Annotated in this window: 14 protein-coding genes and 1 pseudogene; 1 reads left to right on the forward strand and 14 read right to left on the reverse strand. The window is 53.0% G+C overall.

Going from position 1 to position 13,444, the window contains the following annotated elements; translation table 11 throughout:
* Window positions 1–2: 2 nt before the first annotated feature.
* Window positions 3–587: a plasmid pRiA4b ORF-3 family protein gene (locus tag CDA09_RS21435; RefSeq protein WP_050417862.1), complete on the forward strand. Its 585-nt coding sequence runs from the start codon at window positions 3–5 to the stop codon at window positions 585–587.
* Between the two features lie 293 nt (window positions 588–880).
* Here the strand turns inward: CDA09_RS21435 and CDA09_RS21440 are convergent, their stop codons facing one another.
* The 14 genes and pseudogenes from CDA09_RS21440 to CDA09_RS21500 form a co-directional block, all read right to left on the reverse strand.
* Window positions 881–1,705: an alpha/beta fold hydrolase gene (locus tag CDA09_RS21440; protein ID WP_083447098.1), complete on the reverse strand. Its 825-nt coding sequence runs from the start codon at window positions 1,703–1,705 to the stop codon at window positions 881–883.
* Window positions 1,706–1,804: 99 nt separating this feature from the next.
* Entirely contained in the window at window positions 1,805–3,181 is a 1,377-nt protein-coding gene (locus tag CDA09_RS21445) for an OmpP1/FadL family transporter (protein ID WP_083447099.1), read from the reverse strand.
* Window positions 3,182–3,363: 182 nt separating this feature from the next.
* Window positions 3,364–4,271 (reverse strand): annotated as a pseudogene (gene bphD, locus CDA09_RS23780) (2-hydroxy-6-oxo-6-phenylhexa-2,4-dienoate hydrolase).
* The gene (gene dmpG / locus CDA09_RS21455) at window positions 4,271–5,305 is read right to left on the reverse strand and encodes a 4-hydroxy-2-oxovalerate aldolase (protein WP_050417864.1); all 1,035 of its coding nucleotides are present in this window, start codon (window positions 5,303–5,305) and stop codon (window positions 4,271–4,273) included. The pseudogene bphD and the gene dmpG overlap by 1 nt, the downstream one beginning before the upstream one ends.
* 16 nt (window positions 5,306–5,321) lie before the next feature.
* On the reverse strand, window positions 5,322–6,272 hold the full coding sequence (locus CDA09_RS21460) for an acetaldehyde dehydrogenase (acetylating) (RefSeq protein WP_269469643.1): 951 nt from the start codon (window positions 6,270–6,272) through the stop codon (window positions 5,322–5,324).
* A gap of 191 nt (window positions 6,273–6,463) precedes the next feature.
* Window positions 6,464–7,246, reverse strand: a complete 783-nt coding sequence (dmpE, locus tag CDA09_RS21465) for a 2-oxopent-4-enoate hydratase (protein WP_083447177.1) — start codon at window positions 7,244–7,246, stop codon at window positions 6,464–6,466.
* A gap of 171 nt (window positions 7,247–7,417) precedes the next feature.
* Window positions 7,418–8,353, reverse strand: a complete 936-nt coding sequence (locus CDA09_RS21470) for a VOC family protein (RefSeq protein WP_174718467.1) — start codon at window positions 8,351–8,353, stop codon at window positions 7,418–7,420.
* A gap of 26 nt (window positions 8,354–8,379) precedes the next feature.
* Window positions 8,380–9,213 carry a cis-2,3-dihydrobiphenyl-2,3-diol dehydrogenase gene (gene bphB, locus CDA09_RS21475; protein ID WP_050417867.1) on the reverse strand — a complete coding sequence of 278 codons (834 nt, stop codon included), beginning with the start codon at window positions 9,211–9,213 and terminating at the stop codon, window positions 8,380–8,382.
* Between the two features lie 58 nt (window positions 9,214–9,271).
* Window positions 9,272–10,330, reverse strand: coding sequence for an NAD(P)/FAD-dependent oxidoreductase (locus CDA09_RS21480; protein ID WP_286164282.1), 1,059 nt, complete (start codon window positions 10,328–10,330; stop codon window positions 9,272–9,274).
* On the reverse strand, window positions 10,311–10,514 hold the full coding sequence (locus CDA09_RS23850) for an FAD-dependent oxidoreductase (protein WP_286164283.1): 204 nt from the start codon (window positions 10,512–10,514) through the stop codon (window positions 10,311–10,313). The genes CDA09_RS21480 and CDA09_RS23850 overlap by 20 nt, the downstream gene beginning before the upstream one ends.
* Window positions 10,511–10,840 carry a non-heme iron oxygenase ferredoxin subunit gene (locus CDA09_RS21485; protein WP_083447100.1) on the reverse strand — a complete coding sequence of 110 codons (330 nt, stop codon included), beginning with the start codon at window positions 10,838–10,840 and terminating at the stop codon, window positions 10,511–10,513. Before CDA09_RS21485 ends, CDA09_RS23850 begins: the two co-directional genes overlap by 4 nt.
* 41 nt (window positions 10,841–10,881) lie before the next feature.
* Window positions 10,882–11,328 (reverse strand): BphX family protein, encoded by a 447-nt coding sequence (locus CDA09_RS21490; RefSeq protein ID WP_121430499.1) that lies wholly within the window; start codon window positions 11,326–11,328, stop codon window positions 10,882–10,884.
* 71 nt (window positions 11,329–11,399) lie between these two features.
* Window positions 11,400–11,954, reverse strand: a complete 555-nt coding sequence (locus tag CDA09_RS21495) for an aromatic-ring-hydroxylating dioxygenase subunit beta (RefSeq protein ID WP_050417870.1) — start codon at window positions 11,952–11,954, stop codon at window positions 11,400–11,402.
* A 106-nt stretch (window positions 11,955–12,060) separates the two neighbouring features.
* The gene (locus CDA09_RS21500) at window positions 12,061–13,425 is read right to left on the reverse strand and encodes an aromatic ring-hydroxylating dioxygenase subunit alpha (protein WP_174718468.1); all 1,365 of its coding nucleotides are present in this window, start codon (window positions 13,423–13,425) and stop codon (window positions 12,061–12,063) included.
* Window positions 13,426–13,444: the final 19 nt, after the last annotated feature.

The raw sequence follows: 13,444 nt of genomic DNA on the forward strand, positions 1-13,444 counted from the left end.
CCATGGGCAATGTCGTACGAATTGCGAAGGCGCGGCCCGCGCCGCATCGGCTGCAACTGCGCATTGAGCTCGCCTGGGTCAAACCCGCCATCTGGCGCCGGGTGGTCGTGCCGGAAACCATCACGTTGCCGAAGCTGCACCAGGTCATCCAGGCGGTGATGGGCTGGCTCGACTGCCACCTGCACGAGTTCGAGATCGCCGGCGAGCGCTACGGCGTCCCCGATCCCGACTATGACTTCGAACCCGTGCGTACCGAGCAGCGCGTGCGGCTGGCGACCGCGCTCGGCGGCGCCAAGTCGTTCCGCTACGTCTATGACTTCGGCGACGACTGGGAGCATCGCATCAAGGTCGAACGCCGTCTGCCGCCCGACCCGCTCTTCGATACGGCACTCTGCATTGCCGGCGCCAACGCGAGTCCGCCCGAGGACGTCGGCGGCGAACCCGGGTATGCCGACTTCGTCGCGGCGATGGCCGATCCAAATCATCCCGAACACCACGACATGCGGGCATGGCACGGGGAGCCGTTCGACCCGACCGCTTTCGACGTCACAGCGGTCGATCTTCGCCTGCACAGAATCAAGATCTGATCGTCAAGACGGTCTGGGGCGGACGCTTACAGTCAGACGGGACGCGGGGCTGAAGAGCGCAAAGGAAGGCGACTTTCCTTCGCAACTAAAACAGCCCTTTCATTGGACGCGACCACGACCATGCAGGCGATACACGATGAGGCTATGTGAGTCTTGTATAAGAAGGACTTGGTTCCACAACCAGCGGTAACGCCTTCATGAGACCATCAACTCGATTTCTCCTTCCAATCAATTCGGACGCATTACCCAATTATCTGGAAGAAGAAATTTCGCCGGATGCGCAGAACGCTCAATCAATGCGGCTTGCTAAGAAAGTCTACAACCAATCTACAAAAGTCATTGGCGGCTTCAATTTGCACCCAGTGCCCACAGCGAGCAAAAGAATGCAACTGGACGTTCTCCAATAGTTGAAAAAGACGAAGACTGCTTGACAGTGGTACCACCTGGTCATCACGGCCGTGAATCAAGAGCACCTCATTCGCGAGGTTGCGAATTTGCTCATCCGAGCTCGCCAGTGCGTCAACCCAGCGCTGCCGAGGAGCGGGGAACATACTGCCGAATGACTCTTGAAAGCCTGGCCGAATGCTTGCCTCATAACGCAGTTTTGCAAGTTCATCATTCACAAGCGAACGATCAAAGGCAAATATATCCAGCAGGTTGCGCATTTTTTCAATTGACGGCGTATAACCCCAAACTGCATCCAGCCCAGGGGTAAGTTCGAAATGTGTTCCAGCTGCGCCCATCAAGACCAAACGGCCAATGCGGTCGGGGTGCTTAACGGCGGTTGCGATTGCAAGGGCACCACCGAAAGAATTCCCAATAAAATCTGCACGCTCGATTTTCAATGCGTCAAGCATACCTATGATGTGCTCAACCCAATTATCCTTTGAGTAGATGTAATTCTTCGGGCGCTCTGTAAAACCGAACCCTGCCATATCCGGTGCTATGACGCGAAATAATTGCCCCAGTGTTGGCAACACCAAGCGCCAATTTGCATAAGCGCTGACACCTGGACCCGATCCGTGAATAAGAAATACAGGCTCTCCAGTTCCGAGCTCGTGATAATTGGTCTTAATTCCAGCAGCGACGATTTCCTTTCCAATTTCTACGTTGGTCATTTCAATTTCCTAGTTAATTCACCATAAAATATTAAAGCAGGTAGAATCTTGTAATTTTAAGATTTGCACAACCATGACAATTCCAACTTAATATCAAACCTAAAAACGATAAGTGAAGGCAATAGTGGCACTATCTTGGGCGTGATTTATTTCGATAGGAGCAGACGTGTTTGGCAATGAAGAGTTTTGCATCGTCTTTTTAAATGAATGAGTCCAAGCAAAATCAAAACTACTCATAGGTGTAAGTTGGTAACCAAAGCCAAGAGTCCCGAATCTATTTGGAATAGCAGGGATTACAGCCAATACCGTGTCCGATCTCAAAGTCTGTGTAGTAACACGAGCACCTCCGCGCAATGTCCATTTTCCGGAAGTGTAGGCGACACCCAACGACAATGCAGTCTGGTCCTTATAGTTTTGAGGCAGATCAATATCGATATTTTGACCAGCGTTTGAAACAAAGGAGACATGAATATCTTTTACTGCATGTTTCCAGAATACCCTGGAGATATCCGCCACGACCATCCACTGATCGTCAAAACGATGGCTTATTCCGAAATTCAATTGTGCAGGCGATTGGAAGTCCTTAATACGAATCTTTCCATCTAGCTTGACTTGGCCTGCCAAGCCATTAATTGCGGTAAGGGTAGCACTCCCAGTCATGTCATCAAGATGTGATTCAAGAACGTACGAAGCACCCAGGATCGTATCCTTGCTGACCTTGTACGTCAGGCCGATTTTCCCTCCCCAGCCCCAGGCGTCGGCGCCACTCGCAATTGGTTCATTCTTGGTGAAGCTCAAATGCGCACCACGCATATCCGGCAACCCTCCAAGTACAGGGATCAAACTTCCCCGCGCACGCCCGGCGCCAATTAAGGAACCCACTTGATCGGCCCCGAGGAGCATATCTAAATTCAGTCCCTGCCACACTGCATCCACGCTTGCGCCAACGGCAAGACTATCAGTCATCTGAAAGCTTGCGGCCATGGGTATATTTAGTGTCAATAAGCGACTTGAATTTTCCAAACCCGTATTCAATCCACCTGTTGCACGTGAAAGAAAGCTATCCTTTCCGTACTCTGTGCCTACTCCGCCACGTGCAAAGGCTCCAATACCGAATGCAAATCGTTCGGCACGATAAGTATATGCCATTTGCGGAGCCGCATAGGGTCCTCGGTTGTTGGAATGCTCATTGGATTTTGCGGATTCGCCCGTCGCGGTGTTCTTGACTGATAGATCTGCAAAAATGACGTCCATTCCAAGATGCATTTCCTCGCCAGGCTTGCCAAGGGATAAGGTAGCGGGATTTGTCATCATGCCGGCCGCACCGACGTCAAAGGCTGTAGCGGCCCCACCCAATGCCCCTGAAACTGGACCATGACCGACAAGCCGATAAACATCGCTTGTTGTCGCCAAGGCAGTATAGGATACCCCTGCTAGAGCAACGCCCATTACACTAGACTTAAGATTGAATTGCATACAGCCTCCTCCATTTTTATATGTTAATTAAATAAATCAACCCCGTTTTTTCTAAGGGGGGGGGGCTTACTTCCTGTTCCGTTTAATTGCTTCTGATTATTCATCTCGAAAATCCGGAATTCTTACTTCTCGTTCGTAACCGGTGGTTACGTAGTAAAGTGGTCTATCGAGCCCCTTTGGTGTCAATGTTGTAAGAAATCGATCAACAATCGATTAAACTCTTCAGCATGTTCCCATTGCGCCCAGTGACCGCACCGAGGCAAGACATGCAAGCGCGCATCATGGATGTGCCAAGCCAACTTCAATCCATGGTCAAGAGGTACGAAGCGGTCGTCGCGCCCCCAGATGACAAGCGTTTCTGCCTTGATCTCTCCTAATCTCGATGTAACGTCCCAAGCGCTCAATGGCACGCGTTGCGTACTGACAAGAAAATTTCGAAGGTGTACTTGATTATGCTGAATAGCCCGCCAGCGGCCCTCAATCAGTTCATCGGTGATCTGGGTCTGATCAAAAACAAATACCGATAGCATTTGCTTCAAATTTTCAAGCGTAGGCTCGGCATACAGCTTGAAAAGCAATTTGATGCCTTCCATGGGCATCGCGGAAAACAGACTCGAGCCAAGCCCCCCCGGCCCCATCAGAATGAGCTTACCGATGCGCTCCGGATATTCGATGGCAAAATTCAGTGCGGTGGCCCCCCCATCGAGTTGCCCACCAGGTGCGCTTTTCCGATGTTTAGGGCATCCATCAAACCCTTGACGGCGCGTGCGTTCACGAGACCTCGCTGTTCGTCCATTACGACGGGGTCGGATTTATTAAATCCTGGCGAGTCCTTCAAAATCACGCGATAACCGGCTTGAACCAGCGGGCCCAGATTGCGGCTATAGTTACTCCATCCACCTGCCCCGGGCCCACCACCGTGCAACATGATGACGGCCTCGCCGTCGCCAGCTTCGTTGAAATGAACCTGGAAGTCTTCAAATCCCTTCTCGTTGATCTTGGCAAACCTGCTGGTTGTAGATTCCGTATATTGATTCATTTGCATCTCTCCCCCTGTTAAATATATAAAACGCTCAGCGCCAAGGGGCATTATGCGGAGGCAATAGAGCGATCCTTAGCCATGGTGATGGCGGTATCCTCGATCATGTCCTCCTGCCCGCCGACCATACCGCGGCGGCCCAGCTCGACCAGAATGTCGCGGGCCGGCACGCCGTACTTGGCGGATGCCCGCTTGGCAAAGAGCAGGAAGGAGCCATAGACCCCGGCATAACCCAGGGTCAGCGCATCACGGTCGATGCGGATCGGGAAGTCCATCATTGGCACCACGAGGTCTTCGGCAACGTCGGTGATCTTGGCGACATCGACACCGGTTTCGATGCCCATCAGGCTGCACACGGCGATCAGGACTTCCATCGGCGTATTACCGGCACCGGCACCGAGGCCGGCCGCAGCAGCATCGATGCGGTTGGCGCCGACTTCAATGGCGGCGATGGAGTTGGCGACGCCCATGGCCAGGTTGTGGTGGCCGTGGAAGCCGAGTTCGGTTTCCGGCTTGAGGGCAGCGCGCACAGCACCGAGACGTTCCTTGACGCCTTCCGGAAGCAGATGACCGGCCGAGTCGGTGACGTAGATGCAGTTGGCGCCGTAGCCTTCCATGAGCTTGGCTTGCTTGACGAGACCTTCGGCGCTGTTCATGTGGCTCATCATGAGGAAGCCGACGGTATCCATGTCGAGCTTGCGGGCCATGGTGATGTGCTGCTCGGAGACATCGGCCTCGGTGCAGTGGGTGGCGACACGGATGGTGTTGACGCCGAGTTCGCGCGCCATCTTGAGGTGATCGACGGTGCCAATGCCAGGCAGCAGCAGGGCCGAGACCTTGGCCTTCTTCATCTTGGGAATGACGGTGCCGAGGTATTCTTCGTCGGTATGGGCCGGGAAGCCGTAGTTGACCGAGGAACCACCGAGGCCGTCGCCGTGGGTGACTTCGATCAGCGGGATGCCGGCTTCGTCGAGGCCGGTGGCGATGCTGACCATCTGGTCGAGGGTCATCAGGTGACGCTTGGGATGCATGCCATCCCGCAGGGTCATGTCGTGGACGGTAACGGTCTTGCCTTTGGCGGTCATGATTATTTTCTCCGTATCAGTTGGAACCGCAACCGGCCAGTTTGGGGGAACCGGTAGCAACCCTGGGTTCGAGGGTGAGGCGACCAGCAATAATTTCTTCGGCGAACATTTCGGCGGTACGGGCACCGGCAGCAGTCATGATGTCGAGGTTACCGGCGTAGGTCGGGAGGAAATCCCCGAGTCCGGTGACTTCCATGTAGACGGACACACGGTTGCCGTCGAATACTGGACCGTTGACCAGGCGATAGCCCGGCACGTATTTCTGGACTTCCTTGATCATGGCGTGGATGGATTCAGTTATTTTTTCCTGATCAGGCGCGGTTTCGGTCAGGCAATGCACGGTGTCGCGCATGACAAGCGGTGGTTCGGCCGGGTTGATGATGATGATGGCCTTGCCTTTTTTGGCGCCGCCAACCTTTTCGACAGCACTGGCGGTCGTGCGGGTGAATTCGTCGATATTCTTGCGGGTGCCGGGGCCGGCGCTCTTCGAAGAGACAGTGGCGACGATTTCGCCGTAAGCGACCGGCTGGACACGGGAGACGGCTGCAACCATCGGGATGGTGGCTTGTCCGCCGCAGGTGACCATATTGACGTTCATTTCGCGCTTGCCGACGTGCTCGACGAGGTTGACCGGCGGCACGCAGTAGGGGCCGATGGCCGCCGGCGTCAGGTCGATCATCAGGACGCCGAGCTCATTGAGCTTACGACTATTCTCGGCATGGACGTAGGCGCTGGTCGCATCGAAGGCGATCTGGATGCTATCGGCGAGGACATGCGGCAGGAAGCCATCGACGCCGGTGGCACAGGTCTTGAGGCCCATGTCGGCGGCGCGCTTGAGGCCTTCGGATTCGGGGTCGATGCCGATCATCCACACCGGTTCGAGGAAGGGGCTGCGCTTAAGTTTGTACAGAAGATCGGTGCCGATGTTGCCCGGGCCGATCAGGGCGCACTTAATCTTGTTCATCAAAACTCCAATTCATAAAGCATAGATTTAACATGCACATATACACAATTCTTTTGGGGGTGGCGTTATTTGCATGGCACGTCCCTCTGCAAACTTAGCCTATTGGAAATCAGTATTGCTGAGGAATACCGCAACACAAGGAGCGGCATAGTGACTTAGTGGCATCCAATAACCCCACGTCAATGGCTATCCAGTCAGACAAAGGAGACGGAACAACTACCGATACCTCCAATTGCCACACGATAATGGTCGCCTGCATGAACACTAAACATACTCGCAAGCGCCCCAGAAAGAATAATTTCTCCTGCCTTAAGTGGAATTCCCAGGCCACCAAGTGTATTCCCCAACCAAACTACAGCATTGATAGGAGACCCCAACGCCGCCGCCCCTGCTCCTGTCGCCACAATCTCACCATTCTTTTCCAAGACCATGCCACAAGTTGTTAGATCAAGCTTCCTCGGATCGGCCATGGTGTTTCCGAGCACGAATAGGCCGCAGGAAGCGTTGTCTGCGACCGTATCCTGTATCTGGATTTTCCAGTCCCGAATACGCGAATCGACAATTTCAAAGCAAGGCATAACAAAATCGGTAGCCGCAAGGACTTCGGCTGCGCTGATTCCTGGCCCCATCAAGTCGCGCTTTAACACAAAGGCAATTTCGCCTTCAATTTTTGGCTGAATAAGCGATTCAATTGGAATGCGCGCTCCGTCACTGATAGACATTCCATCGAGCAAATACCCGAAATCAGGCTGATAGACCTTGAGCAGATCCATTACAGGCCGACTTGTGATTCCAATTTTCTTTCCAACAATTCTCTCTCCTGCTTTTTGGCGGCAGGAAATCATCCGTAACTGAATCCTGTAAGCGTCATCAATTGAGATACTGGGATAACGGTTGCTCAAAGGCTCGAGCATTCTTTTTGCACATAATGCGTCGTAAAGCTCGTCTCCCAGCTTGGTGACAATATCTTCATCCATCATGCCATTCAATCTCCTATTCGGAACTTTAGTAAATCCACCGTCTGCCGTCATAGACCGCTAGCTTTTGTTTAGAAAATCACACAGCTCTCACTTTGTCCTAAAGGCGTTTTCCTATCCCCCCCAAACATCTGAAAATCCACCGTTTGGGAAGAATAGTTTGATCACACGCTATTTTTGTTTCCGGAGCGACTTGTGCCCCCACATGGCTGTGCGACTGTGGCGGGTCATTGTCCAGTTGCAATCGTCAACAGCACGAGCGCCCCAACCAAATTCCATTTCGAATCCTGATGGCGTCCGGGCATAAAATGAAACCATATGGTCGTTTACATGTCTGCCAATAGTGGTGGTCAGGTAGCTATTGGGCTTTTCTTCTGCAACTCCAAGATTGGAATCGGTAGTTTGGTCATCAAAACCGTCCAAACGATCACATGCATGCCCAACGTCATCCAGCGTGGCGGCTTGGAGCATGAAATGGTGGATGCGCTTAGGCATGGGGGCTTCAGCGATTGCCATGGTATGGTGACGTCCATTACAATGCAGAAAGTGGCCACGTACCGTCATATCCGGACCTAAAGGAATATCGATTACGTCCGACAATTTGAAGCCAAGCACGTCAACGTAAAATGACAAACCCTTGACAACATCTGGAACGGCATAAAAATAGTGCCCCAACCCTTGCTCTCCCGTTTGAAAGCCTGTTACGCCCGTTGGCGAAACAAAGGGTTTTTCGTAGGAATCCCCCGCGCCATAGAAGATTTCTATTTGCATGCCGAACGGGTCTTTGAAGGCAATCAGATCAAGCACATCGCGCTTTTTCGCGAGATCGCCAACATCGCTTATGATTTTTACTCCAGCTTCCTGAAGTCGGACACGCATTTTTTCTAGAGCGCTAGGATTAGCAACTTCAAATCCTGCGAATGCCAGATCATCCAAGTCGCCTTGTTCTACGCCAATACGCCAGCTTCTCGAATCCATTCGAAAACGGGCCTGTTCATCTGTTGAGCATGGCGTTTCCATCAAACCGGCCAGCTTGGTGAGATACCGCCGCCATTCCGGAACATCGTTTACGGAAAACCCCATATAACCCAATGCCTTGATCTCCATCCTATTTCTCCTTGGTTGGTTATGAATCACTTCTGTAGTTTCAGTTTCTCTTCAAGATCTTTGCCACCAACTGCAGAGAAGAGGCCGCGAACGCCCATCCCACCGTCGTAGTTGAGAACAGCGCCGGTGGCTGGAGCTGCATCTCCGTGGTTGGCAAAAAATACATACGCTCCGGTGTACTCCCTCACATCGGGCATTCGACCAATTGGGAGGACGGATTCAAGTAATTCGCTAAGCGGAATACTCGAAATGGAACGATCCCCCATGCCCAACGATTGCGGGCCGCGTAAATCCGTTGCCATGCCTCCAGGCGCTACACCATTGACGCGGACATAGGGAGCCAGTTCATAAGCAAGCTCTTTTACAACACCAATCAGTGCATGCTTCGATGCGGTATATAGCGGGCCGCCGCCATTGGGATAAAAGCCAGCATTTGAAATCGTGAATATGACCCCCCCCCGACTCGAAACGAGATAAGGAAGAGCAGCCTTCACCGCGAGGAGACCGGATTTGACATTGATATGAAAGATTTCGTCGAAAGACTCATCGATCCTTTCGTCTGGGATATCCACCAACGGGGTGTTGTAATCCCAGATTCCAACATTGGGAATCAGAGTATTGATCTTTCCAAAGGAATCCACGCACCGCTGGACTGCGGTTTTATTGTCAGCCAGCAAGCGGGCATCACCCGCGACTCCGATCACCCGCCCTGGATGCATCGACTCTAGCTCTTGGATGCCTTTCTCGCATCTGTCGAGCACCCCCACCTTTGCACCTTCCGTAACGAAGCGTTCGACGAGCGCACGACCAAGCCCAGATGCACCGCCTGTAATAAAGACAACCTGATCTTTCAGATTCATCTTGCTATCTCCAAATTGAAGCGCGACATACATTCCATATTTTGTCCGTAGTCATCATCTAGGCGGTTACGGTTCGCGCCGCATTCCCCTTGAGTAGTTCGCGGATGCTTATTTCCGTATCAGCGAGGTGGTCAGGCACTATCTCTATTTCGGACATCACTAAACGGCTTACGCCACCGAAGTCCTTGGTCGCATTAATCGCCACCGCAGCCAGCGCCTTGCCGTCCAAGACCCGGAACAGCACGGTTTGCTGATTGGGTTCGAACTCGCCACGCTGCACATATTCACCGGGTCCCTGCATATCCCCAATCATCTGGATGCGGTGCCCTGCGATCTCGGTCCACGATGTAGCGACTTGGGGCACCGGATTGTATTCGCCTAGCATCGCGGCTACCGCCGCTTCCGCCTGTTGCTGCGAGTTGATATAGGTCTCTAGCGCGCGGCGGCCCCCGTGCCTTAGGGGCCACACAGCTACGTCGCCAGCGGCGTAAATATCGGGCGATGATGTTTGTCCGCACGCATCGACCACTACGCCTTGATTGCAGGCGACGCCAGCTGCCTTCAACAGGGTATCTTCCGGATCGCCGCCAATGCTGGCCAATACGAGTTCGGCTTCCAACTCTCTGCCATCAGCAAACACCAGCGAACGCACACTGCGTTCACCGCTAAGATGCGAAATATGCGCATTCAATTCGATTCGAACGCCCATTGCCTCGAGTTGCTCGCGGCACCACGCGCCAACTTGCCGGCCTAGAACGCGCGTCAGTAACTCATCGGCGCATTCCAGGATCGTGACTTCAAGTCCCGCTTTGCGCGCGGAGGTAGCCACTTCACAGCCGATCAGACCCCCACCGATAATTACGAGGGATTTCGCCGCCGTGAAGGCCTGGCGTAACGCGGCGCAATCCGCGAAGTTGCGAAGGCTGAACACGCCTTCCAGATTGCCGCCAGGAATAGACAGCTTGCGCGGTCGCATTCCGGTGGCGAACAAAAGCCGGTCGAAGTCCAGGCTCAAACCTGAGTGCAGGGTTACAAGGCGCTCCTTGGCGTTGATCGCAAATACGGGGTCGCCCAGATGCAGTTCAATCCCTTCGCTCTCAAACCAAGCGGCCTCCATCAGCAGAGGCGGAGTCTCCTGCGCCCCCCCCTAGAACCCCTTTTGACAATGATGGGCGATCATAGGGCAGCCGGGATTCGTTGCCGATCAGATGAATCCGTCCGGCATATCCCCTTGCGCGAATGGCGCGCGCAGCCGTTGTCCCGGCGTGTCCCGCGCCAACAATGACGATACTCTTGATCATTGGACAATATCTCCGGCGCTAAAATCGATGTACACAGCATTTCCTTCTACATGTATCGGAAAGACTTTCAGCGGTTTAGTCGGTGGATATGCTTTGACTTTTCCTGTCCGAACGCAGAATTTCCCGCAGTGCAGCGAACACTCAACGACATCCCCGTCCAAGTACCCTCCCTCGGACAGAGACCAATCGCCGTGAGTGCAACGATCTTGTGTTGCAAATAGCTCTCCGTCCACATTGAAGATCGCGACATCGAATTCTTCGCCGGAAATTTTGAGCGCTTCGCCGACAGGGATATCACTAACCTCACAAACTTTCTCAAAACTCATAATTCTTCACCTCGTAGATTGGACTTAACTTTTGAATCCGCTCAATTTTTTTCTGCATCAACAGCATGGGCTTGGTTCAAGCGGTCGCCTACCTGGCGCCAGAGGCTGATTCCCCATATGATCCACACCAAATGAATAGCAAGTGTAGTAAGCCCAAACCACAGGGTCTCGCCACTTAAGACTATGCTATAGACATCCCACATTGCGTCAAAAATCTCGATGAGCACAACGACAGGAATAATGCCTGCATAGCGAATGGGTTCGCGCAGGGCCCAAAGGGCAAGCACACCCACAGCGCCAAGCTGCATCCCGACCACGAGCCATGCATCCTGAAGCAGCATCATGAGTTCCCCTTGAAAGCCATTCGCGACAGAGGGGTACATCAGCATCAGGACGGCAGCACTACGGGCAGGAAGCAGTCCCAAAAAATTTAGTAAATAAAAGATGCCGATTGCAGCCAGGAAACGGCGGATTGCTTTATCGTTCATTGCTTCCTCCTGAACGACAGGATTCACACCCCAGGTGCGAACCCTGTCGTCGGTTCTCCGATACCCCAGCCTTAGAAGAACATGCTCAGATTGTTGGCCGTGATCGTGCCTTGATCGAGCAATACTGTGCGCTTGTCGATCTTGAAACCCAGACCATCATTTACCCGCAGGAGAATATCGCGACGCTCCCCGACGTAAATGTCAGTCATTCGTTCAAGACGATTGCGATAGCACAAGAAGGCGGAACTCACTTCGAGCTTCTCAGCTGACACTTCGCGCACAATCACATTAGTGATCATGTGACGGGATCGGGAAGGGGGGTCTTCGGTCCAGTTAAGGCCTGACAACCTGCCACGGATACGGGCAGTCAATCGACTGTGGTCTTCGTCGAAGTGGGCGTTACATCCCGGACCGTAGTATTCCAGGTTCGAATTCTTTGTGGTCTGAGTGGTCCGAATTGGAACCCAATAATGGATGTCCTCAGTGAGCAGGGTTAACCATTCTTGATATTTACGATGATCAAGAAGTTGCGCTTCCCGATAGTAAAACTGTTCGACTGCGTTTTGGAGCTCAAGACTCACAGGCTTTTCGAGATAATTAAACGGTTGTGTCAATTCTATGGACATGGAACGTCTCCATTATTTCGTTTGGATCGACGTTTCGGCAGGTCTGGCCTGACGAGTAGATCTATTTGGTTAGTGCGGCAGGGATAACGACTTGGGCGGCGGTTAATTACGGCCTGAGGGTTTCCCAGCTCGGCTCGGACATCATGCGGCTCCAGTGGTGATACATACCGCGCGCAGCCTCCTCACCATAGACATAACTGGTCTTCCCGGGGAAATCCGGATTGTTTGCATTAGGCTTACCGACCCCCATTGAGGCGCAGAACGGTCGACTGCGGGCCATATGCCCCCGCAAGACACGCTGTACTTCAACCCAGTTTTCACCATCGTCCTGCTCGTAGGTTCCGCCCTGGTTGAAGGTCATGATGTTCATTCGGCGATATTCGTCCTTGATTTCTGCGGGGGCATCAGCATCAACAACAATGAACGACCAGACTTCGAGTTCGTTCGGTCCACGTGGATGCCAAGTACGAACAGTATTGATGCCCGGCAGGAATGAACAGGTCGGGAAAATTGTCATGTGTTGCGCAACCATGCGGTTAGCTGGCAGTTTGTTGCCAAGCCGCACCTGTGCGCGTTCAGCGGCCGGACCCTTTGTCCAATAGTCCACAACTTTTGGCCCCATAATTGCGTACAGCAGGGAGAAGTCGTCATTGAACCATCCCGTTCCATGGCCACCCCACGCCGCGCGGAATTGGTTCCCAGTAACAGGCAGCTTTACGTCGGATAGGTCTTGATCGGGACGTAGGCTGGAAACGACCCCGGCCACATGCGACATGGTGCACGCGTGATACATGTCGCTACAAAACTGTTCCGCGGCAAATTTCCAATTGCATGGAATGACGGTCCGCTGCATCCCGGTAATCACTTCGGTGCCAGCTTCGGTGCGATCAAACATCACATCCATGTATGGAGTGGCGTCACTGAGATAGTCAATCAAGGGCGGCGCTTTTGCATCCCAGTTGGCAAATACCAAGCCCTTGTAGGTATCTACCCGCGCCTGCAGCGGACCCCAGTCGGCTTTTTCGAAACCACAGTCCCCTTCTTTCTTGTCACAGAAGGCTTCCTTTTCAAACGGAACATTGACAAGATTGCCTGCGATGTCGTAGGCCCAGCCGTGATAGGTGCAAGTAAAGGACTTTGCATTACCATAAGTTGAGCGCTCAATGACCATCCCACGGTGACGGCACTGATTCAGAAACACTTTGATGGAGCGATCCCTTTGGCGAACCACGATAACCGGGTCTTCGCCCATATACGTCGTGATGTAGTCACCTGGATTTGGAATATGCCCCTCGTGGCAAACCAGCAGCCACGAACGAGCGAAAATCCGTTCTAGTTCCAGTTCATACAGATCCTGGTCACTGTAGATACGTGGGTCAAGCAGCCCTAGTTCTTCGTCGACGAGGCCACGAATCTCCTCGGGACTCCACTTTCGAGAAAGCCTAATCGTGGCTTGTGAAACTTCGTTCATTGACGAACTCATATTTATC

The organism is Azoarcus sp. DN11, assembly GCF_003628555.1.
GTDB lineage: Bacteria > Pseudomonadota > Gammaproteobacteria > Burkholderiales > Rhodocyclaceae > Aromatoleum.